The following is a 20,556-nucleotide window of genomic DNA, read 5'->3' on the forward strand; positions in this document are numbered from 1 at the left end:
TGCTCCGTAAAGGCCCCTGCTCAACGTCGCGCGCCTGTGCCGAGAGACACGTCACACGGTCCGGTCCTCCGGGTCGCCGGACGTGCCCCGGGGGTGCGGCCGCGTCCCCCGCCCCGCCAGCCGCAGATGTTCCGCGGTGAAGGAACCCTCCGCCTCCAGGAGTTCGGACGGCGTCCCCTCGAAGACCACCCGGCCGCCGTTGCGGCCCCCGTCCGGGCCGAGGTCGATCACCCAGTCGGCGCGGGCGACCACGTCGAGGTTGTGCTCGACGACGATCACGGTGTTCCCCGCGTCCACGAGCCGGTCCAGCAGCGCGACCAGGCCGTCCACGTCCGCCATGTGGAGTCCGGTGGTCGGCTCGTCGAGGACGTACACCGCCCCCGTGCGGTGCAGCCGGGTGGCCAGTTTGATGCGCTGGCGCTCACCGCCCGAGAGCGTGGACAGCGGCTGGCCGAGGGTGAGGTAGGTGAGCCCGACGTCCCGCAGCGCGCGCAGCCGGCGGCGCACGCCCGCGTCGTCGAGGAAGGACAGCGCCTCGTCGGCCGTCATCCCCAGCACGTCGGCGATGGAACGGCCGCGGACCGTCAGCCGCAGCACCTCGTCCTTGAATCGCCGGCCCTCGCAGTCGTGGCAGGTCGTGGTCACCGGGTCCATGAACGCCAGGTCCGTGTAGATGACGCCGCGGCCCTCGCAGGTCGCGCACGCGCCGGCGGAGTTGAAGCTGAACAGGCCCGGCTCCCGTCCCGTCTCCCGCGCGAAGATCTTCCGCACGGTGTCCATGATCCCGAGATACGTGGCCGGGGTGGACCGCGCCGAGATCCCGATGGACGACTGGTCGACCACCACGGCGTCGGGGTGGGCCGCGGTGAGCTCGGCGACCAGGGTGCTCTTGCCGGACCCGGCGACCCCGGTCACCGCGGTCAGCACCCCGGCCGGGAACCGCACCGTCACGTTCCGCAGGTTGTGCCGGCCGGCACCCTTGACCCACAGCTCGCCGCGCGCCCCGCGCACCTCTTCCTTGACCTCCGTGCGCCGGCCCAGGCACCGTCCGGTCGGGGTGTCCGAGGCGGCCAGTTCCCGCGGCGTTCCCTCGAACACCACCCGGCCGCCCCGTGCGCCGGCCCCCGGCCCCATGTCGACGACGTGGTCGGCCAGCGCGATCACGTCCGGGTCGTGCTCGACGACCAGCACCGTGTTGCCCTTGTCGCGCAGCCGCAGCAGCAGTTCTCCGAGGCGGTGCACGTCCCTGGGGTGCAGGCCGACGCTGGGCTCGTCGAAGATGTACGTCATCCCGCTCAGGCTGGACCCGAGGTGCCGCACCGTCTTCAGCCGCTGGCCCTCGCCGCCGGACAGCGTGGAGGTCTCCCGGCCGAGGCTGAGGTAGCCGAGGCCGATCCTCTCGATCCGCTCCAGGGCGGCGACGGCGGCCGCGGCGACCGGCCGGGCGACCGGATCGGTGATCTCGTTCAGCACGGTGATCAGGTCGGTGACCTGCATCCGGGCGCAGTCGGCGATGGACCGTCCGGCGATCCGCGTGGCGAGCGCGGCCTCGTTCAGCCGGGCACCCCGGCAGGCCGGGCAGACGCCCTCGGCGAGGAACTCCCGCACCATGTCACGGGTCCTCTGGCTCATCGCCGAGAGGTCCCGCTTGAGGTACAGCCGTTCGAAGCGGTCCGCGAGCCCCTCGTACTCGGTGGTCCAGGTGCCGCCCGAGCCGTTCACGGTGACCTTGCTGCCGGGCCGTCCCCGCATCAGGAACTCCCGTTCGGCGGCGGTGAACCGCCCGACCGGCTTGTGCGGGTCGAGACCGGCGCTGTTGGTGTACGCCTGCCCCTGCCACGTCCCGGCGGCGAACGGCGGGAACCGGACCGCCCCGTCGGCCAGGGAGCGGTCAGGGTCCAGGATGCGGTCCCAGTCGGGCCGCACCGTCCGCCCGAGCCCGTCGCACTCGGGGCACATGCCCGACGGGTCGTTGAACGAGTACGCCGTCGCCGGACCGGCGCTCGGGGTGCCGTGCCGGGAGAACAGCACCCGGATCACCGACCAGACGTCCGTCATCGTGCCGACCGTGGACCGCGAGTGGCCCCCGATCGGCCGCTGGTCGACGACGATCGCGGGGGAGAGGTCCTCGATGGCGTCCGCGTGCGGCCGCTCGTACTTGGGCAGCCGGTTGCGGACGAACCACGTGAACGTCTCGTTGAGCTGGCGCTGCGACTCCACCGCGATCGTGTCGAAGACGACGGACGACTTCCCCGACCCCGAAACACCGGTGAACACGGTCAGCCGGTCCTTCGGGATGCGGAGGGTGACGTCCTTGAGGTTGTTCTCCCTGGCTCCGGTGAGGGTGATGTATGCGGGCATGGACCCGACGCTAGGCGGGATACCCGACAGCTCCTGTCGTGATTTCCCTCAGCTCTCCCTCCTCCAGCAGCAGCCGGCGCGTGACGCCGACGGAGTCGAGGAACGGCATGTCGTGACTGGCCACGATCAGTGCTCCCTCGTACGACTCCAGCGCCGAGGTGAGCTGCCGGACGCTCGCCATGTCCAGGTTGTTCGTCGGCTCGTCCAGCATCAGCAACTGCGGCGCCGGCTCGGCCAGCATCAGCGCGGCCAGCGCCGCCCGGAAGCGCTCACCGCCGGACAGCGTCCCCGCCGGCTGGTCGGCGCGTGCGCCCCGGAACAGGAAGCGGGCCAGCCGCGCCCGGACCCGGTTGTTGGTGGCGCCCGGCGCGAACCGGGCCACGTTCTCGGCGACGCTCAGCCCGTCGTCGAGGACGTCGAGGCGCTGCGGCAGGAACCGCAGCGGCACATGTGCCGCCGCCTCGCCGGCCACCGGGTCCAGCTCCCCGGCGATGGTGCGCAGCAGCGTGGTCTTGCCCGCGCCGTTGCGGCCGATCAGCGCGACCCGCTCGGGCCCGCGCAGATCGAGACCGCCCCGCGCCCGGGTGCCGTGGACGAGTTCCAGGTCCCGCAGCGTGAGCACCTCCCGGCCCGGCGGTACGGCGGTGAACGGCAGGTCGACGCGGATCTCGTCGTCGTCCCGCACCGCCTCCACCGCCTCGTCGAGCCGCTCCTTGGCCTCGGCGAGCTTCTCCTCGTGCAGGACGCGGTACTTGCCCGCGGACTCCTGGGCGGTGCGCCGGCGCATCTTCATCACCGCCCGGGGCTCGCGCTTGGTGTCGTACATCTTCTGCCCGTACCGCCTGCGCCGGGCCAGGACGACGTGGGCTTCGGTCAGTTCGCGCTTCTGCCTGCGCAGATCGGCCTCGGCGACGCGCACCATGCGCTCGGCCGCCTCCTGCTCGACGGCCAGGGCCTCCTCGTAGGCCGAGAAGTTGCCGCCGTACCAGGTGATCCGGCCGGAGCGCAGGTCCGCGATCTGGTCGACCAGGTCCAGCAGTTCGCGGTCGTGGCTGACCACGACCAGCACGCCGGGCCACGAGGCGACGGCCGCGTACAGCCGTCTGCGGGCGTACACGTCGAGGTTGTTGGTCGGCTCGTCCAGCAGCAGGACGTCCGGCCGCCGCAGCAGCAGGGACGCCAGCCTGAGCAGCACGGACTCGCCGCCCGAGACCTCGCCGACCGTGCGGTCCAGGCCGACGTGGCCGAGGCCGAGCTCGCCGAGCGTGGCGAGGGCGCGCTCCTCGACGTCCCAGTCGTCGCCGAGCGTCTCGAAGTGCTCCTCGGCCGCGTCACCGGCCTCGATGGCGTGCAGCGCGGCCCGCTGCGCGGCGATGCCGAGCACCTCGTCGACCCGCAGGCGGGTGTCGAGGGTGACGTTCTGCGGCAGCCATCCGACCTCGCCGGACACGCGGACGGTGCCGTCGGACGGGGTGAGCCGCCCGGCGATCAGCTTCAACAGAGTGGACTTCCCGGCCCCGTTGACGCCGAGCAGGCCGGTCCTGCCGGGGCCGAACGAGGCGTCGAGTCCTTCGAAGACGGCGGTGCCGTCGGGCCAGGCGAAGGAGAGGGAGGTACAGGTGAGGGATGCAGACATGCGGGTCTCCGCGGTTGCTCGATGCGGTCAGGGGCAAACGCGTATCGAGACACCGGGAGGCGGCGACCGCCGTCGGGCGCGGGAAGGAGGAGTCCGCGGGAGCGGCCGGACATGGGAAGGCCCTGCTCCGCAAGGACGGCTCGAACGCCGAGGTCGCACGTGGCAGCCACGCACGAGAGGGTGCGTGGCGCGGTGTCTCAGGACCTCAGACGTACAACGTCCGTCTCCGATCGGCGGCAACAGAAGCGCTGTACACCGTAGGAGGGTCCGGTCGGGGTGTCAACGCGTTTACCGCCCGGTCCCACGGCCCCGAGGAGGCCCCCGTGCCCGACGGCTCACTCTCCCTCCCGGCCCGGCTCTGCCTGCTGGCCTGGCACCCCGCGCGGCCGGGGGCCGCCGACACCGCCCGCCTGCACCGCCTGGTGCGCGCCGGCGCCCTCGTCGAGCTGGCCCGGCGCGGCCTGCTCACCGACGACGAGGGCATCGCCACCCCCGCCGACCAGGACTCCCGCACCGGCGACGCCGTCCTCGACGGACTGCTGGACCTCGTCCGGGAGTCCGTGCCGAGGCCGTGGCGGGCCTGGGTGCGGGCGTACGCGCGGGTCACCTTCGACGCGGTCCGGGAGCAGCTCGTGGCCGACGGGTACCTGCGCGCCGAGCGCAGACGGGTGCTCGGTGTCTTCCCGTCCGTCGACCACGTGCCGGCCCGGCCGGCCGCGGTACGGGCGCTGCGCGAGGAGACGCGGAACGTCCTGGACGGTCCGGTGCCGGCCGGGCGGGTACCGGAGCGGGACGCGCTCGTGGCCGCCCTGGCGGGCTCGGCGGAGCTGCGCGGCCTGGGCCCCGGCGAGGACCGGGCGCGCAGGCGGGGACGCGTCGAGGAGCTGACCGAGCGCGGCGCGGCGGCGGCCCCCGGGCTGGGGAAGGTCCTGCGGGAGGTGCGGGCGGCGGTCGGCGACGGGGCGGCGGGGACGGTGGCCCCGGCGGGCCGCGGCTGACGGCCGGGAGCCGGCCCGGGCACGGGGGCCGGTTCGGGCACCTTCCCCCGGGCGGCCCGGTTCAGGCCGGGGGCCGGAGGCGGGGCGTGGGGCTCAGTGGCTGTCCCGCATCAGCTCGGCCAGACCGTGGTCCAGGTCGAGCTGGAGATGCTCCAGCCCCACCGGCACCAGCTCGCCGGTCGCCTGGAGGAACCGGCGCAGCTCGCCCGAGCGCACATGGACGACGGCGGTGCCCTCGGGAGCGTGGAACTCCAGGACGGTGCGGTCGTACCCGTACGGCCGCACCCGGACGTCGCCGTGGCCGTCGGGCTCCCGCATCCCGGTGATGAGCAGCTCGCGGGAGAAGGTCCAGCAGACCTCCACGCCCTCCAGGGTGGCCGGGGCCGGGAACGTCATGCGGACCGCGAACGGGTCGCTGCGGTCGTAGTGCAGCGTGGCGGGAATGCTCGGCATACGCGGCGCGGCGGCGACGAGACGCGCCTCGACGGGCTGCTCGATGACGGTGGACAACGCCTTGCTCCCTCGTGACGGGCTGGACGGGCGGGTGGTGCGGGCCGGGCACTGGAAGAGACGTCAGAATCCGCCGCTCCGTGCACACGAGGTGCGAGTGACCTCCGTCACCGCCTTCATGCACGGGAGTGACATGACTCTCCTGAGGTGCCCCGTAAGGGACTTGGGGCCGCGCCCCCCTCGCGCGGCCCTCCGGACGGCACGGGAGCCGTGGGCCGGCTTCGCCCGCCATGAGGCGCTGGGGAGCATGCGACGCACGGCACGAACCGCACCCTCCCGCGGGCGGCGCACGGCACGGCTGCCGACCGCCGCGGCGGTGTCCGCGGCGGCGCCCGCCGGCCACGCTGACGACGGTGCGGGCGGGTGGCCCGGCCGGAGCGCCGACACCGCGCGGGGCGGGGTGTTTGTCCGTAACGTGGGTATCCGTTCGCTGAACGTCGAGAGGAAGTGAGCGGACATGCCACGCGGTTCCAGCTCCAAGCGGGAGCGGCAGTACGAGCACATCAAGGAGAGCGCCGAGGACCGTGGCGAGAGCACCGGCCGGGCCAAGGAGATCGCGGCCCGCACGGTGAACAAGGAACGGGCACGGTCGGGCGAGTCGAAGACCGCGAGCCGCACGTCCACGCAGGACAAGTCGTCGGGCAAGCGCGGCGGACAGCGCTCCGGGTCGCGGCAGGGCTCCCAGGGCCCCACCTACGACCAGCTCTACGAGGAGGCCAAGCGCCGTGACGTCAGCGGTCGTTCGCACATGAACAAGAGCGAGCTGCGGCGCGCGCTCGGCAAGTGAGCCGCGCCCCTAACCGAGGGTCTCCCGGTACGGCTCCAGCGCCGGCGCCGTCTTCGTGGCGACGAACTCGGTGACGCGGTACGCGCACACGCCGGCCCTGACGAAGGGGTCGCCCGCGGTGATCTCCTCGATCCGCGCACGGCTCTCCGCGACGGCGACGATCACTCCGCCGTCGCGGGGCTCCTTGCGGCCGGACGCCAGGAAGACCCCTTGCTCGTACAGGCCGTCGAGCCAGGCCACGTGGTCCGCCAGTACGGCGTCCACGGCGTCGAGCGGGGCGGTGTAGGACAGTTCCAGTACGAACACGATCACGAGCCTACCCGCGAGGTCCCGTAGGCTGGCGGCCACCATGACGACCGTGACCGCGCAGACCCCCGCCGACTGGCCCGCGACCGAGGAACGGGCCTTGGCGGTCCAGGACGGACTCCGGGCGCGGGTGGTGCTCGACGAGCCGGGCCCGCCGCCCGGCACCGGCCGCGTGACGGGCGTGGACGTCGCCTACGACGACGAGCGGGACGTCGTCGCCGCGGCGGCCGTCGTCCTCGACGCGGCGACCCTCTCCGTGGTCGCCGAGGCCACCGCCGTCGGCCGGATCTCGTTCCCCTACGTGCCCGGTCTGCTCGCCTTCCGCGAGCTCCCCGCCGTCCTCGCCGCCCTGGAGGCGCTGCCCTGCCCGCCCGGCCTGGTCGTGTGCGACGGCTACGGCCTGGCCCACCCGCGCCGTTTCGGCCTCGCCGCCCACCTCGGCGTGCTCACCGGGCTGCCCACGATCGGCGTCGCCAAGAACCCGTTCACCTTCACCCACGCCGACCCGGCCGCGCCGCGCGGCAGCACGTCCCCGCTGCTCGACGGCGAGGAGGTGGTGGGACGCGCACTGCGCACGCGGGACGCGGTCAAGCCGGTCTTCGTCTCCGTCGGCCACCGCGTGAGCCTGGACAACGCCTGCGCCCACGCCCTGGCCCTGACACCGGCCTACCGCCTGCCGGAGACGACCCGCAGAGCGGACGGGCTGTGCCGCCGCGCCCTGCGGGACGCGACCTACCCCTCCTGACCCTCGACGCTCCAGCGGCCCACCTCCCGGTACTCCGAGTCGCAGACCACCGACGTGTCGCCGGGCCGGAGCGGGTAGTGCCGCAGGTTGCCGCCCCAGTACCGCAGAATCCGCTGGAGCTCACCGACGGGATCCGCCGCGACGGGGCCGTCGTCCATGGTGACTTCGAGAACGAACTTCGTCATGGCCTCAATGGTTTCATTGAACCGCCCTTTGAGGCTTGGCTGACAAGTCCGCCTCGTCTTCCTGGAGTTCGGGAGGCGTGCAGGCATGAAAGGTCTCAAAGGGCGGTCACGGCCGGGCGGACGGTCCGAGCAGCCGTGCGACGGTCTGTACGACGGTCTGAGTAGGCGTACGACGGTCTGAGTAGTCGTACGGATGGGTGAATGTCAGTGGGTGGCGGCAGGCTGAGCGCATGACGACCTACCGCGCATCCGAGTCCTCCGCCCGCCCCGGCCGGCCCGTCGGGCGGACGGTGATCGCCGGGCTGGCCCTCGCCGTGACGGCGGGGGTGGCCTGGGTCGGCGGGATGATCTACACCATCGCCGGCTGGACGGGATAGCCGAGGGCTCCCGCCCGGACGGCCCGGTGCCCTCCTCTCACCGCCTCGCGGCCACCCGGAAGGTGATCCCCGCCGAGCGCAGCCGCTCGGTCAGCGCGTCGCCCATCGCCACCGCCGTCGTGACCTGGCCCGCCGTCGGCGGGAGGTCGTCGAGGGCGAGGGACAGCGCCGCCTCGGCGAACATCTTCGCCGTCTCGTCGTAGCCCGGGTCGCCGCCCGAGACCTCGGTGAACACCCGGCGCCCGCCGCCCTCGCCCACGAAGCGGACCCTGAACCAGCTCCGGGCGCGCTTCTGCGGGCTCGGTCCCTCACCCGGCTTGATCAGGGCCGACAGCCCGCGCCGCACCGGCGGTACCTGGGCCGCGGCGACCAGCGCGCCCATCACCGCCGTCCCGCCGACCGCGACGGGCAGACGACGGACGGCCGCGTAGTGCCGGTAGCGGAAGTCGGGGCCGTAACGGTCCAGCGCCTCGGCGGAACGCCGCACGACCTGCGGGTCGAGGGTCGGCAGGGGCAGCGCCCAGGCGCCCACCTCCCCGGCGTACCGCGGGGCGCCCGCCGGGGCGACCGCCCGGCGGCCGACCGGCCGGGGCTCGTGCCGGCGCCGGTCCCGCGCCGCGGCGCGCATCTGCCGCCCGCGCGCGAACTGGCCCAGTGCGGAGGCGAACGTGCCGCCCGAGAAGGAGGCGCCGGCGGACACGAAACCGTCCACGGACAGCGGTACCCCCTCCGGCAGTTGCCGCACCGTGAAGTACACGCCCAGGTCGTGCGGCACGGAGTCGAAGCCGCAGGCGTGCACCAGCCGCGCGCCGGTCTCCCGGGCGCGTGCGTCGTACCGGACGTACATCAGGTCCACGAACTCGGGCTCGCCGGTCAGGTCGAGGTAGTCCGTGCCGGTGTCCGCGCAGGCGGCGACGAGTCCCTCGCCGTGGCGGACGTACGGCCCCACCGTCGAGGCCACCACCCGCGCCCGCTCGGCGAGCGTCCGCAGCGAGGCCGGGTCGGACACGTCCGCCCGCAGCACGCCCACGTCCCGCGCGCCCGGCAGGCGCCCGGCCAGCCGCCGCAGCTTCACCTCGTCGCGGCCCGCGAGCGCCCAGCGCAGGCCCCGCGGCGCGTGCGCCGCGAGGTACCGCGCGGTGAGCTCGCCGACGAAACCCGTCGCCCCGAAGAGCACGACGTCGTACGGCCGGTCAGTCCTGCTCGGCCTGCTCATGGCACCCCTTCCAGCCCGTTCGGGGGCCCCGGCGGCACCCCTCGGCGGCCTCGCGTCAGCCCCTGGGTCCGCAGCACGCGCCGTCGCCGGGGGCTGAGGCTAGCGTGAGGGGAGCCGGGCCGGGCGGCGACCTGGCCCATAATTGGCTAAGCGCTTGCTCGCCGGGCCTTGTGCCCCGTGGGACACGTTCCTAGCATCACTGGTGTTACATCAGTAGTGTCACAAAGCTGGGGGCTCGATGACGGAAGGCTCGATGACGCGGACGAGGACGTCGGGTGCCGGACCGCTCGCCGGGGTGCGCGTGGTCGAACTGGCCGGCATCGGCCCCGGGCCCTTCGCCGCCATGCTCCTCGCCGACCTGGGAGCCGACGTCGTCCGCGTCGACCGCCCCGGCGGCCCCGGCCTCGCGATCGACCCGGCGTACGACGTCACCAACCGCAACAAGCGCTCGGTCATCGTCGACCTGAAGGCGCCCGGCGGACCGGCGCGCGTTCTCGATCTCGCCGAACGCGCCGACGTCCTCGTCGAGGGCTACCGCCCCGGCGTCGCCGAGCGCCTCGGCGTCGGACCCGAGGCCTGTCACGCCCGCAACCCCCGTCTGGTCTACGGCCGCATGACCGGCTGGGGCCAGGACGGCCCCCTCGCCCAGCGCGCCGGCCACGACATCGGGTACATCGCGCTCACCGGCACCCTCGGCATGATCGGCGCCCACGACGGACCCCCGGCCGTGCCGGCCAACCTGCTCGGCGACTACGCGGGCGGCTCCCTCTACCTCGTCGTCGGCATCCTCGCCGCCCTGCACCACGCCCGCGCGACCGGCACCGGCCAGGTCGTCGACGCCGCCATCGTGGACGGCGCCGCCCACCTCTCCACGATGATCCACGGCATGCTCGCCGCCGGCTCCTGGCAGGACCGGCGCGGCTCCAACCTCCTCGACGGCGGCTGCCCGTTCTACGGCACCTACGAGACGGCCGACGGCGGACACATGGCGGTCGGCGCCCTGGAGCCGCGGTTCTACGCCGAGTTCACGGACCTGCTCGGCATCCCCGCCACGGCCCCGGCCCGCGACGACCCCGCCCGCTGGCCGGAACTGCGCGAGGCGATCGCCGCCCGCTTCAGGACCCGTACCCGCGACGAGTGGACGGCCGTCTTCGCGGACTCCGACGCCTGCGTCGCACCCGTCCTCTCGCTCCGCGAGGCTCCGCACCACCCGCACCTCGCCGCCCGCGCCACCTTCACCGGCCACGGCGGCATCACCCAGCCCGCACCCGCGCCCCGCTTCTCCGCGACCCCCACCGCCGTCCGCACCGGCCCCGCCCGGCCCGGCGCCGACGCGGACTCCGTCGCCCGCGACTGGGACCTGCCGGAGCCGCCCACGGACAGGCCGGGGCCGCCGGCGGTCGTACAGGAGACGCCCGCGGACGCCCCCGCGCCCACGACCCCCGCCCGAGAAAACCCTCAGTGAAAGGCCTGCCAGTGACCACCGAAGCGTACGTGTACGACGCGATCCGCACCCCGCGCGGACGCGGCAAGGCGAACGGCGCCCTGCACGGCACGAAGCCCGTCGACCTGGTCGTCGGCCTCATCCACGAGATCCGCGCCCGGTTCCCCGGCCTCGACCCGGCCGCCGTCGACGACATCGTGCTCGGCGTCGTCGGCCCGGTCGGCGACCAGGGCTCCGACATCGCCCGTATCGCCGCCATCGCCGCCGGACTCCCCGACACCGTGGCCGGCGTGCAGGAGAACCGCTTCTGCGCCTCGGGTCTGGAAGCCGTCAACCTGGCCGCCGCCAAGGTCCGTTCCGGCTGGGAGGACCTGGTCCTCGCGGGCGGCGTCGAGTCGATGTCCCGCGTGCCGATGGCCTCGGACGGCGGCGCCTGGTTCAACGACCCGATGACCAACCTCGCCGTCAACTTCGTGCCGCAGGGCATCGGCGCCGACCTGATCGCCACCATCGAGGGCTTCTCCCGCCGCGACGTCGACGAGTACGCGGCCCTCTCCCAGGAGCGGGCGGCCACCGCGTGGAAGGAGGGCCGCTTCGAGCGGTCCGTCGTGCCCGTGAAGGACCGCGCCGGCCTCACCGTCCTCGACCACGACGAGCACATGCGCCCCGGCACCACCGCCGACTCCCTCGCCGGGCTCAAGCCGTCCTTCGCCGACATCGGCGAACTCGGCGGCTTCGACGCCGTGGCCCTCCAGACGTACCACTGGGTCGAGAAGATCGACCACGTCCACCACGCGGGCAACTCCTCCGGCATCGTCGACGGCGCCTCCCTCGTCGCCATCGGCTCCAAGGAGGTCGGCGACCGCTACGGGCTCACCCCGCGCGCCCGCATCGTCTCCGCCGCCGTGTCCGGCTCCGAGCCGACCATCATGCTCACCGGGCCCGCCCCCGCCACCCGCAAGGCACTCGCCAAGGCCGGGCTGACCATCGAGGACATCGACCTCGTGGAGATCAACGAGGCGTTCGCGGCCGTCGTCCTGCGCTTCGTCAAGGACATGGGCCTGTCCCTGGACAAGGTCAACGTCAACGGCGGCGCCATCGCGCTCGGCCACCCCCTCGGCGCCACCGGCGCGATGATCCTCGGCACGCTCGTGGACGAACTGGAACGCCAGGACAAGCGCTACGGCCTCGCCACCCTGTGCGTGGGCGGCGGCATGGGCATCGCCACCGTCGTCGAGCGCATCTGACCCCCTCCCGACGGACCACCAGGAGCACCCCCTCATGACCACCGAGTCCACCACCATCCGCTGGGAGCAGGACGACACCGGCGTCGTCACCCTGGTCATCGACGACCCCGGCCAGTCCGCGAACACCATGAACCAGGCGTTCCGCGCGTCGCTGGCCGCGGTGACCGACCGCCTGGAGGCCGAGAAGGACGCGATCCGCGGCGTCATCGTCACCTCCGCCAAGAAGACCTTCTTCGCCGGCGGAGACCTGCGGGACCTCATCCGCGTCACCCCGGACACCGCCCAGGAGCTCTTCGACGGCGGCATGGCGATCAAGCGCGACCTGCGCCGCATCGAGACCCTCGGCAAGCCCGTCGTCGCCGCGATGAACGGCGCGGCCCTCGGCGGCGGCTACGAGATCGCCCTCGCCTGCCACCACCGCGTCGCCCTCGACGCGCCCGGCTCCAAGATCGGCTGCCCCGAGGTCACCCTCGGCCTGCTCCCCGGAGGGGGCGGCGTCGTCCGCACCGTGCGGATGCTCGGCATCACCGACGCGCTGCTGAAGGTCCTCCTCCAGGGCACCCAGTACAACCCGCGCCGCGCCCTGGAGAACGGCCTGGTCGACGAGGTCGCCGACAGCCGCGAGGACATGATCGCCAAGGCCCGCGCCTTCATCGACGCCCACCCCGAGTCCGCGCAGCCCTGGGACAGGCCGGGCTACCGCATCCCCGGCGGCACGCCCAGCAACCCGAAGTTCGCGGCCAACCTGCCCGCCTTCCCGGCCAACCTGCGCAAGCAGACGAACGGCGCCCCCTACCCGGCGCCGCGCAACATCATGGCCGCCGCGGTCGAGGGCGCCCAGGTCGACTTCGAGACCGCCCAGGTGATCGAGGCCCGCTACTTCGTGGAGCTGGCCGCCGGCCAGACCGCGAAGAACATGATCCAGGCGTTCTTCTTCGATCTGCAGGCCGTCAACTCCGGCGCCAACCGCCCCCAGGGCATCGAGCGGCGCCCGGTCCGCAAGGTCGCCGTCCTCGGCGCCGGCATGATGGGCGCCGGCATCGCCTACTCCTGCGCCCGCGCCGGCATCGACGTCGTCCTCAAGGACGTCTCCCTGGAGGCGGCGCTCAAGGGCAAGGGCTACTCCGAGAAGCTGTGCGCCAAGGCCGTCACCCGCGGCCGCACCACCCAGGAGAAGGCCGACGCCCTGCTCGCCCGGATCACGCCGACCGCCGAGGCGGCCGACCTCGCCGGGTGCGACGCGGTGATCGAGGCGGTCTTCGAGGACACCTCGCTCAAGCACAAGGTCTTCCAGGAGATCCAGGACGTCGTCGCCCCCGACGCCCTGCTGTGCTCCAACACCTCCACGCTGCCCATCACCGCCCTCGCCGAGGGCGTCGAGCGCCAGGCCGACTTCATCGGGCTGCACTTCTTCTCGCCCGTCGACAAGATGCCGCTCGTCGAGATCATCAAGGGCGAGCGGACGGGCGACGAGGCGCTGGCCCGCGCCTTCGACCTGGTCCGGCAGATCAAGAAGACCCCGATCGTCGTGAACGACTCGCGCGGCTTCTTCACCTCCCGCGTCATCGGCCACTTCATGAACGAGGGTGTCGCCATGGTCGGCGAGGGCGTCGAGCCCGCGTCGGTCGAGCAGGCGGCGGCACAGGCGGGCTACCCGGCCAAGGTGCTCTCCCTCATGGACGAGCTGACGCTGACCCTGCCGCGCAAGATCCGCAACGAGGCGAAGCGGGCCGTGGAGGAGGCGGGCGGCACCTGGCAGGCGCACCCCGCCGAGGCCGTCATCGACCGCATGGTGGACGAGTTCCGGCGCCCCGGCCGCAGCGGTGGCGCCGGGTTCTACGAGTACGGCGAGGACGGCGGGCGCGTCCGGCTGTGGCCGGGGCTGCGGGAGCACTTCACCCAGCCGGGCCACGAGATCCCGTTCCGCGACATGCAGGAGCGGATGCTGTTCTCCGAGGCCCTGGACACCGTCCGCCTCCTGGAGGAAGGCGTGCTGACCTCCGTCGCCGACGCCAACATCGGCTCGATCCTCGGCATCGGCTTCCCCGGCTGGACCGGCGGCGTCCTCCAGTACATCAACGGCTACGAGGGCGGTCTGCCCGGATTCGTCGCCCGCGCGCGCGAACTCGCCGAGCGCTACGGCGACCGGTTCACTCCGCCCGCCCTGCTGGTGGACAAGGCGGAGAAGGGGGAGGTCTTCACCGACGGCCGCTGACGGCGCCCGTACGACGGCGGGCGCCGGGGGAGGGGTCCCTCAGCGCTCGCCGTCCGCGTCGAGCCACTCCCGCAGCTCGTCCCGCAGCGACCGCTGGAACGTGGTCAGCAGCGCCTGCACGACGATCGGGTGCATATGCGCGGAGAGCGACCGCACGTCCCGCGCGTCACGTTCGGCGACCGCGTCGCGCAGCAGCCGCGACAGATCGCGTGCGGCGGCGCGGGAGTGCTCCAGGAGAGCCGTACGGGCCGCGAGGACCGTCTCCCGCGACAGGGGCACGTCCAGCAGCTCGACCCCGAGCCTGAGCAGCCCGGCGTCGACCCGGTAGACGTCACCGTCGGAGGCGTCCGCCTCCCGGACGACGATGTCCATCTCCGCCAGCCGCTCCACCTCCTCGTCGGTCAGCGGCCGGCCCGCCCGCCGGCCCAGCTCCTCGCGGGTGACCCGCTCCACCGTCTCCGGCGCCCAGGAGGCCACCACCGCGCGGTGCAGCGCGAGGTCGTGCGCGGTGAGACCGGGTGGCAGCCGCTTCAGGTACCGCTCGATGGCGGCCAGCGTCATGCCCTGGTGCCGCAGCTCCTCGATCAGCGCGAGGCGGGCCAGGTGCTCCCTGCCGTAGCGGCCCACCCGCCGCGGACCGATCACCGGTGGCGGCAGCAGCCCCTTGGTGCCGTAGAAGCGGACCGTGCGCACCGTGACGCCGCTCCGAGCGGCCAGCTCGTCGATCGTGAGGGTCGGCTCCTCGGCGTCGCTCGTCGTCATGTGGAGCAGTATCGCTGTCCCACCATTGCTGTGACACCTCATGGGCACCACGTGAACGCACCCGACGGGTCGTGTGAGAAGTCACGCTCTGTGACTTCAGCCACCGTGTGGGGGTGCGGGGTCGTGGGAAGGTGCTGCTCCGGTCTGTGCCGCGAAGGGTGGTGCGGGCCACGTCACTGCACGGACGACCCGGGCGCGACCCGCCCGGGGCACCAGAGAGTGGAACCACCCGTGAGCAAGGAAGCCGTCGACACGGCACAGGTCGCCGACCGCACGAAGGCGACCGGGGCGCCCGCGGACGCGGGCGACGCCGGCTACAGCAAGGACCTCAAGGCCCGCCACGTCAACATGATCGCCATCGGCGGCGCGATCGGCACCGGCCTCTTCCTCGGCGCCGGCGGACGCCTGCGCGACGCGGGCCCGGCGCTCGCCCTGGCCTACCTGGTCTGCGGCGTCTTCGCCTTCTTCGTCGTGCGGGCGCTCGGCGAGCTGGTCCTGTACCGGCCCTCCTCCGGATCCTTCGTGTCGTACGCGCGCGAGTTCCTGGGCGAGAAGGGTGCCTACGTCGCCGGCTGGATGTACTTCCTGAACTGGTCGACCACCGGCATCGCCGACATCACCGCGATCGCGCTCTACACGCACTACTGGAGTCTGTTCACGAGCATCCCGCAATGGGTGCTCGCCCTGGCGGCGCTCGCCGTGGTGCTGGCCGTGAACCTCATCTCGGTGAAGATCTTCGGCGAGATGGAGTTCTGGTTCGCGATCATCAAGGTCGCCACCCTCGTCGGCTTCATGCTGATCGGCATCTTCCTGCTGGCCACCCAGCACGACGTCGGCGGCTACACACCCGGCGTGAGCATGATCACCGACCACGGCGGAATCCTCCCGCACGGCGTGATGCCCGTGGTCCTCGTGATGCAGGGCGTGATCTTCGCGTACGCGGCCCTGGAGCTGGTCGGCGTCGCCGCCGGCGAGACCGCCGAGCCGGAGAAGGTCGTCCCGCGCGCGGTGAACTCCATCATGTGGCGCGTCGCCCTGTTCTACGTCGGCTCCGTCGTCCTGCTGGCCCTGCTGCTGCCCGGCTCGCTCTACTCCGGCGACGAGAGCCCCTTCGTCACCGTCCTGTCCAAGGTGGGCGTCCCCGCGGCCGGCGACGTGATGAACCTCGTCGTCCTCACCGCCGCGATGTCCTCCCTGAACTCCGGCCTGTACTCCACCGGCCGCATCCTGCGCTCCATGGCGATGGCGGGCTCCGCGCCCAAGTTCACCCGCGTGATGAGCCGCAGCCAGGTCCCCTACGGCGGCATCCTGCTGACCTGCGGCATCTGCGTGCTGGGCGTGGGCCTGAACTACCTGATGCCGAGCAAGGCCTTCGAGATCGTGCTGAACGTCGCCTCCCTCGGCATCATCAGCACCTGGGTGATCATCATGCTCTGCCACCTGATCTTCGTGCGCCGCGCCCGTGCCGGCCTGGTCACCCGCCCGCACTTCCGCCTGCCCGGCAGCCCGGTCACGGAGATCGTCACGATCGCCTTCCTGGTGGCCGTGCTGTGCCTGATGGGCAACGACCCGGACATCGGCCGCTGGACCGTGCTGCTGATCCCGGTGATCGCGCTCATGCTGGTCGCCGGCTGGTTCGGTGTCCGCCGCCGGGTGGCGCAGAACGCCGACCGCGAGCTCGGCGATCTGAACGGCTAGCGGGCGGGGGCCGCTGTCAGTGGCGGCCCCTACGGTGGCGTCATGCCGGAGATCGCATACGTCCGCGGTGACGCCACCGCCCCGTCCGTCAAGGGCGTCAAGGTCGTCGCCCATGTCTGCAACGACCTCGGCGGCTGGGGCAAGGGCTTCGTCCTGGCCGTCTCCCGCCGCTGGCCCGAGCCGGAGGCCGCCTACCGCGCCTGGCACCGCGACCGCGCGTCGAACGACTTCGGCCTGGGCGCCGTCCAGCTCGTGCGGGTCGAGCCGTACGTGTGGGTGGCCAACATGATCGGCCAGCGGGGCATCAGGACCGGCAGCAAGGGCGCCCCGGTGCGCTACGAGGCGATCGACACCGCCCTCGGCCGCCTCGCCGTCCGCGCCGCCGAACTGAACGCCTCCGTGCACATGCCCCGCATCGGCTGCGGCCTGGCCGGCGGCACCTGGTCCCGCGTCGGACCGCTCGTCGAACGCCGGCTCGCCCGGCAGGGCATACCCGTGACGGTGTACGACCACGGGGACGGCGCCTGAGACACCCGCCGTCCCCGTGCCCCTCAGTGCCGGTGCGCGTCGTTCGTCGCGGCGATCTTCTTCCACGACCTGGGCTGCGCGGGCGCCTGTGACGCCGGGGCCAGGGACGCGGCGCGGGCCGCCGGAGCGTCCGGCTTCGACGGCTGGAACAGCCAGGTGTCGAACAGCGCGGCGAGCGGCTTGCCGGACACCTCCTCGGCGTACCGCCGGAAGTCCGCGACCGACGCGTTGCCGTGCGCGTACCGCTGCGGCCAGCCCTCGAGGATCTCGAAGAACGCCTCGTCACCGATCTCGTTGCGCAGGGCCTGCACGGCCAGCGCGCCCCGGTCGTAGACCGCGATGTCGAACTGGTTCTCCGGCCCGGGGTCACCGGGCCGCACCGTCCAGAACGGGTCGTCGGCCGGGTGCGACGCGTACGTGTAGTCGGCGAGCTCCTGCGCCGTGCCCTCGCCCTCGTGCTCGGACCACAGCCACTGCGCGTACCGGGCGAAGCCCTCGTTGATCCAGATGTCCTTCCAGCCCCGCACGGACACCAGGTCGCCGTACCACTGGTGGGCCAGCTCGTGCACGACGACGGACACGTTCGACCCGTTCGCGAACTGCCGCGGGCTGTAGAACGGCCGGGTCTGCGTCTCCAGCGCGTACCCGGTCCTCGTGTTCGGCACGTATCCGCCGAGCGCGTTGTACGGGTACGGCCCGAAGTAGCCGCTCAGCCAGTCGGCGACCTCCCCGGTCCGCTCCACGCTGGCCCGCGCCGCGCCGTCGTTGGCGCCGAGGTCCTTGCTGTAGGCGTTGACGACGGGGATGCCGCTCTCGGTGGTGCCGGTGGTGATGTCGAACTTCCCGACGGCCAGCGTGGCGAGGTAGGTGGCCTGCGGCTTGTCGGACCGCCAGGCGAACCGGGTCCAGCCGAGCCGGGAGCTCGTCGACTGGAGGGTGCCGTTGGAGATGGCCTGGGTGCCGTCCGGGACCTGCACCGACACGTCGTAGGTGGCCTTGTCGAGCGGGTGGTCGTTGCTCGGGAACCACCACCAGGCCGCCTCGGGCTCGTTCGCGGCGACGCCGCCGTCCGGGGTGCGGTGCCAGCTCGTGAAGCCGTACGCCTGCTTCGAGGACGGCACCCCGCTGTAGCGGACCACGACGGTGACGGGCGTGCCCTTGCGCAGCGGGGTCTTCGGGGTGATCTCCAGCTCGTGCTCGCCCGAGGCCGTGAACGCTGCCTCGGCGCCGTTCACCCGCACCTCGCCGACGTCCAGCAGGAAGTCCAGGTTGAAGCGGGAGAGGTCCTGCGTGGTGCGGGCGACGATCGTCGCCGTCCCCTCCAGCCGGTCCGTGGCCGGCTGGTACTTCAGCCGCAGGTCGTAGTGGGAGACGTCGTATCCGCCGTTGCCGTAGGCCGGGTAGTAGGGGTCGCCGATGCCCGGGGCGCCGGGGGAGTGGGCCGCCGCCGACGCCGGGATCGCCAGCATGAGGGAGGCGGCGCCCAGTGCGCCCGGCACGAGGATTCTGCGGTGCACGAATGCTCCAAGTCGTAGGAGTACGAGGACGGTTCGGAGCCTATTCAGCCGCCGCGCGGCCGGCCATGTCCACGCCCACGGCGGACACATGATCGTCATTCGGCCGACATGGAGCGGCCGGATCCGACTCCCTCCGCCGAAGAGGTGAGTTCTGCGCCGCACGTGGTAAGGGCGTACCAGAGGATTGTTTTCGGCCTCGCCGACGCGAAAGGGGCCACCTGTGACGCAGGACCGACCAAGCGACGAGCAACACCATGAAAGAGGCACTCTCCCGGGTTCGGAAGCCGACCTCCCCGGGCAGGAGAAGCACCCCCGCACCGACCGGGTCGTCTTCGGCGTCACCGCCGTCCTGACCCTCGCCTTCGTCATCTGGGGCGCGGCCTTCACCGACTCGCTCGAGGACGTCTCCAGCAGCGCCCTCGGCGGCCTGATCCACAACGGCGGCTGGGCGTTCATGCTGGCCGCCTCCGCGTTCGTCGTCTTCGCCCTCTGGCTCGCGGCCAGCCGCTACGGCCGGATCCACCTCGGAGCCGAGGGCGAGGCACCGGAGTTCCGCACGGTCTCCTGGGTCGCGATGATGTTCAGCGCGGGCATGGGCATCGGCCTGATGTTCTACGGCGTCAGCGAGCCCTTGGCGCACTACACGACGCCCCCGCCGGGTACGTCCCCGGCCGACTCCGGCGAACGCATGGAGACGGCCATGGCCACCACGCTCTTCCACTGGACGCTCCACCCCTGGGCCATCTACGCGGTGGTCGGACTCGCCATCGCCTACAGCACCTTCCGCAGGCGCCGCCGGCAGACCATCAGCGCCGTGTTCACCCCGCTCATCGGCGAGAAGAACGCCAACGGGGTCGGCGGCCGGGTCATCGACATGCTCGCCATCATCGCGACCGTGTTCGGCTCCGCGGCCTCGCTCGGCCTCGGCGCCCTCCAGATCGGCTCCGGCGTGGAGAAGCTGGACTGGATGGACAAGGTCAGCACGGGACTTCTGGTGTCCATCATCGCGGTGCTGACCGTCGCGTTCGTGGCCTCCGCGGTCTCCGGTGTGGAGAAGGGCATCCAGTGGCTGTCCAACACCAACATGGTGCTGGCGCTGGTGCTCGCCGTGTTCGTGTTCGTCGCCGGTCCCACCATCGTCGTCCTCGACCTGGTGCCCACCTCGGTCTTCTCCTACCTCGGCGACCTGCCCCAGCTGGCCGGCCGCACCGAGGCCAGCGGCGGCGAGGGCGTCGCGTCCTGGCTGGGGAGCTGGACCGTCTTCTACTGGGCCTGGTGGATCTCCTGGACGCCCTTCGTCGGCATGTTCATCGCCCGCATCAGCCGGGGCCGGACGATCCGCCAGTTCATCGGCGGCGTCATCCTCGTGCCCAGCAGCGTCAGCCTGATCTGGTTCGCCGTCTTCGGCGGCTCGGCGATGAAGCTCCAGGAACAGGACCGGCTCGGCGGCGAGACGACTCCCGAGGGTCAGTTGTTCGCGGTCCTCCAGCAGTTCCCCGTCGCCACCGTGACCAGCCTGCTGGTGATGATCCTCGTCGGCATCTTCTTCGTCTCCGGTGCCGACGCCGCCTCGATCGTCATGGGCACCCTCTCGCAGAAGGGCGCGCTCGAACCCACCCGCTGGGTCGTCGTGTTCTGGGGCGTGGTCACCGGCGCCGTCGCCGCCATCATGCTGCTGGTCGGCAGCGGCCAGGGCGACGCCCTGACCGGACTTCAGAACCTCACGATCCTCGCGGCGGCGCCCTTCGTCGTCGTGATGGTCTTCATGTGCGTGGCCCTCATGCGCGACCTGCGCCGGGACCCGCTCATCGTGCGGGGCGAGATGGGCTCCGAGGCCGTCGAGATGGCCGTCATCGCGGGCCACGAGAAGTACGACGGCGAATTCGAGATCCGCATCGGCCCGGGCGCCGGCACGGAGGTCGAGGGCGACCCGATCGGCAAGCACGGGGACTGAGGGGCCCGTCCGGGGGCGGACACGGGCGCCGGCGAGACCGGCGGCGGCGTCCTCGCCCCGGCGCGCGGCC

At 72.6% G+C, this 20,556-nt stretch carries 18 protein-coding genes; 10 read left to right on the forward strand and 8 right to left on the reverse strand.

The features are described from left to right. Positions 1 to 51: 51 nt before the first annotated feature. Together ACH499_RS09315 and ACH499_RS09320 are read right to left on the reverse strand one after the other, a co-directional pair. Positions 52 to 2,361 (reverse strand): ATP-binding cassette domain-containing protein, encoded by a 2,310-nt coding sequence (locus tag ACH499_RS09315; RefSeq protein ID WP_399014471.1) that lies wholly within the window; start codon positions 2,359 to 2,361, stop codon positions 52 to 54. Between the two features lie 10 nt (positions 2,362 to 2,371). Continuing rightward, on the reverse strand, positions 2,372 to 3,997 hold the full coding sequence (locus ACH499_RS09320; protein WP_356201124.1) for an ABC-F family ATP-binding cassette domain-containing protein: 1,626 nt from the start codon (positions 3,995 to 3,997) through the stop codon (positions 2,372 to 2,374). 323 nt (positions 3,998 to 4,320) lie between these two features. On the opposite strand from ACH499_RS09320, the gene ACH499_RS09325 reads away from it, so the two are divergent. Further along, positions 4,321 to 4,995: a GPP34 family phosphoprotein gene (locus ACH499_RS09325; protein ID WP_399014474.1), complete on the forward strand. Its 675-nt coding sequence runs from the start codon at positions 4,321 to 4,323 to the stop codon at positions 4,993 to 4,995. A 93-nt stretch (positions 4,996 to 5,088) separates the two neighbouring features. Here the strand turns inward: ACH499_RS09325 and ACH499_RS09330 are convergent, their stop codons facing one another. Beyond that, complete coding sequence (locus ACH499_RS09330; protein ID WP_356201122.1) at positions 5,089 to 5,505, reverse strand: SsgA family sporulation/cell division regulator; 417 nt, start codon at positions 5,503 to 5,505, stop codon at positions 5,089 to 5,091. Between the two features lie 457 nt (positions 5,506 to 5,962). Here ACH499_RS09330 and ACH499_RS09335 point away from each other — a divergent pair, with 457 nt between their 5' ends. Continuing rightward, entirely contained in the window at positions 5,963 to 6,292 is a 330-nt protein-coding gene (locus tag ACH499_RS09335; protein ID WP_356201120.1) for a plasmid stabilization protein, read from the forward strand. A gap of 9 nt (positions 6,293 to 6,301) precedes the next feature. On the opposite strand, the gene ACH499_RS09340 is transcribed toward ACH499_RS09335, so the two are convergent. After that, positions 6,302 to 6,598 carry a YciI family protein gene (locus tag ACH499_RS09340; protein ID WP_365594560.1) on the reverse strand — a complete coding sequence of 99 codons (297 nt, stop codon included), beginning with the start codon at positions 6,596 to 6,598 and terminating at the stop codon, positions 6,302 to 6,304. Between the two features lie 43 nt (positions 6,599 to 6,641). Here ACH499_RS09340 and ACH499_RS09345 point away from each other — a divergent pair, with 43 nt between their 5' ends. Further along, a complete protein-coding gene (locus ACH499_RS09345; RefSeq protein ID WP_399014477.1) occupies positions 6,642 to 7,343 on the forward strand; it encodes an endonuclease V in 702 nt (233 codons plus the stop codon). Here ACH499_RS09345 and ACH499_RS09350 read toward each other — a convergent pair. After that, positions 7,331 to 7,528 (reverse strand): hypothetical protein, encoded by a 198-nt coding sequence (locus ACH499_RS09350; protein WP_356201115.1) that lies wholly within the window; start codon positions 7,526 to 7,528, stop codon positions 7,331 to 7,333. The genes ACH499_RS09345 and ACH499_RS09350 overlap by 13 nt on opposite strands. A gap of 230 nt (positions 7,529 to 7,758) precedes the next feature. Here ACH499_RS09350 and mmpA point away from each other — a divergent pair, with 230 nt between their 5' ends. Further along, on the forward strand, positions 7,759 to 7,905 hold the full coding sequence (gene mmpA / locus ACH499_RS09355) for a morphogenic membrane protein MmpA (RefSeq protein WP_356201113.1): 147 nt from the start codon (positions 7,759 to 7,761) through the stop codon (positions 7,903 to 7,905). 37 nt (positions 7,906 to 7,942) lie between these two features. Here mmpA and ACH499_RS09360 read toward each other — a convergent pair whose 3' ends face one another. Beyond that, positions 7,943 to 9,121 carry a saccharopine dehydrogenase family protein gene (locus tag ACH499_RS09360; protein WP_399014481.1) on the reverse strand — a complete coding sequence of 393 codons (1,179 nt, stop codon included), beginning with the start codon at positions 9,119 to 9,121 and terminating at the stop codon, positions 7,943 to 7,945. A 253-nt stretch (positions 9,122 to 9,374) separates the two neighbouring features. On the opposite strand from ACH499_RS09360, the gene ACH499_RS09365 reads away from it, so the two are divergent. Genes ACH499_RS09365 through ACH499_RS09375 form a run of 3 tightly spaced genes read left to right on the forward strand, consistent with a single transcriptional unit; the run spans position 9,375 to position 14,027 of the window. After that, positions 9,375 to 10,586, forward strand: coding sequence for a CaiB/BaiF CoA transferase family protein (locus ACH499_RS09365; protein ID WP_399014483.1), 1,212 nt, complete (start codon positions 9,375 to 9,377; stop codon positions 10,584 to 10,586). Positions 10,587 to 10,597: 11 nt separating this feature from the next. Continuing rightward, positions 10,598 to 11,812: an acetyl-CoA C-acetyltransferase gene (locus ACH499_RS09370; protein WP_399014484.1), complete on the forward strand. Its 1,215-nt coding sequence runs from the start codon at positions 10,598 to 10,600 to the stop codon at positions 11,810 to 11,812. A gap of 34 nt (positions 11,813 to 11,846) precedes the next feature. Further along, positions 11,847 to 14,027, forward strand: a complete 2,181-nt coding sequence (locus ACH499_RS09375) for a 3-hydroxyacyl-CoA dehydrogenase NAD-binding domain-containing protein (RefSeq protein WP_399014486.1) — start codon at positions 11,847 to 11,849, stop codon at positions 14,025 to 14,027. A gap of 39 nt (positions 14,028 to 14,066) precedes the next feature. Here ACH499_RS09375 and ACH499_RS09380 read toward each other — a convergent pair whose 3' ends face one another. After that, the gene (locus ACH499_RS09380; RefSeq protein ID WP_356201104.1) at positions 14,067 to 14,789 is read right to left on the reverse strand and encodes a MerR family transcriptional regulator; all 723 of its coding nucleotides are present in this window, start codon (positions 14,787 to 14,789) and stop codon (positions 14,067 to 14,069) included. Between the two features lie 231 nt (positions 14,790 to 15,020). Here ACH499_RS09380 and ACH499_RS09385 point away from each other — a divergent pair, with 231 nt between their 5' ends. Together ACH499_RS09385 and ACH499_RS09390 are read left to right on the forward strand one after the other, a co-directional pair. Continuing rightward, positions 15,021 to 16,487, forward strand: coding sequence for an amino acid permease (locus tag ACH499_RS09385; protein ID WP_399014489.1), 1,467 nt, complete (start codon positions 15,021 to 15,023; stop codon positions 16,485 to 16,487). A gap of 42 nt (positions 16,488 to 16,529) precedes the next feature. Next, positions 16,530 to 17,015 carry a macro domain-containing protein gene (locus tag ACH499_RS09390; RefSeq protein WP_356201100.1) on the forward strand — a complete coding sequence of 162 codons (486 nt, stop codon included), beginning with the start codon at positions 16,530 to 16,532 and terminating at the stop codon, positions 17,013 to 17,015. Positions 17,016 to 17,038: 23 nt separating this feature from the next. Here the strand turns inward: ACH499_RS09390 and ACH499_RS09395 are convergent, their stop codons facing one another. Next, positions 17,039 to 18,532: a M1 family metallopeptidase gene (locus ACH499_RS09395; protein ID WP_399014491.1), complete on the reverse strand. Its 1,494-nt coding sequence runs from the start codon at positions 18,530 to 18,532 to the stop codon at positions 17,039 to 17,041. Between the two features lie 220 nt (positions 18,533 to 18,752). On the opposite strand from ACH499_RS09395, the gene ACH499_RS09400 reads away from it, so the two are divergent. Continuing rightward, entirely contained in the window at positions 18,753 to 20,486 is a 1,734-nt protein-coding gene (locus tag ACH499_RS09400; RefSeq protein ID WP_356201096.1) for a BCCT family transporter, read from the forward strand. Positions 20,487 to 20,556: the final 70 nt, after the last annotated feature.

Origin of the sequence: Streptomyces sp. NPDC018947 (assembly GCF_044390505.1) — a bacterium.
In the GTDB taxonomy this organism is placed as follows: Bacteria; Actinomycetota; Actinomycetes; order Streptomycetales; family Streptomycetaceae; genus Streptomyces.

What these genes read in the sequence shown, in the direction of transcription:
- ACH499_RS09315 (WP_399014471.1), bottom strand. Translation starts at nt 2,361, where the DNA reads ATGCCCGCATACATCACCCTCACCGGAGCCAGGGAGAACAACCTCAAG.
- ACH499_RS09375 (WP_399014486.1), top strand. Translation starts at nt 11,847, where the DNA reads ATGACCACCGAGTCCACCACCATCCGCTGGGAGCAGGACGACACCGGC.
- mmpA (WP_356201113.1), top strand. Translation starts at nt 7,759, where the DNA reads ATGACGACCTACCGCGCATCCGAGTCCTCCGCCCGCCCCGGCCGGCCC.
- ACH499_RS09390 (WP_356201100.1), top strand. Translation starts at nt 16,530, where the DNA reads ATGCCGGAGATCGCATACGTCCGCGGTGACGCCACCGCCCCGTCCGTC.
- ACH499_RS09360 (WP_399014481.1), bottom strand. Translation starts at nt 9,121, where the DNA reads ATGAGCAGGCCGAGCAGGACTGACCGGCCGTACGACGTCGTGCTCTTC.
- ACH499_RS09345 (WP_399014477.1), top strand. Translation starts at nt 6,642, where the DNA reads ATGACGACCGTGACCGCGCAGACCCCCGCCGACTGGCCCGCGACCGAG.
- ACH499_RS09365 (WP_399014483.1), top strand. Translation starts at nt 9,375, where the DNA reads ATGACGCGGACGAGGACGTCGGGTGCCGGACCGCTCGCCGGGGTGCGC.
- ACH499_RS09350 (WP_356201115.1), bottom strand. Translation starts at nt 7,528, where the DNA reads ATGACGAAGTTCGTTCTCGAAGTCACCATGGACGACGGCCCCGTCGCG.
- ACH499_RS09335 (WP_356201120.1), top strand. Translation starts at nt 5,963, where the DNA reads ATGCCACGCGGTTCCAGCTCCAAGCGGGAGCGGCAGTACGAGCACATC.
- ACH499_RS09320 (WP_356201124.1), bottom strand. Translation starts at nt 3,997, where the DNA reads ATGTCTGCATCCCTCACCTGTACCTCCCTCTCCTTCGCCTGGCCCGAC.
- ACH499_RS09380 (WP_356201104.1), bottom strand. Translation starts at nt 14,789, where the DNA reads ATGACGACGAGCGACGCCGAGGAGCCGACCCTCACGATCGACGAGCTG.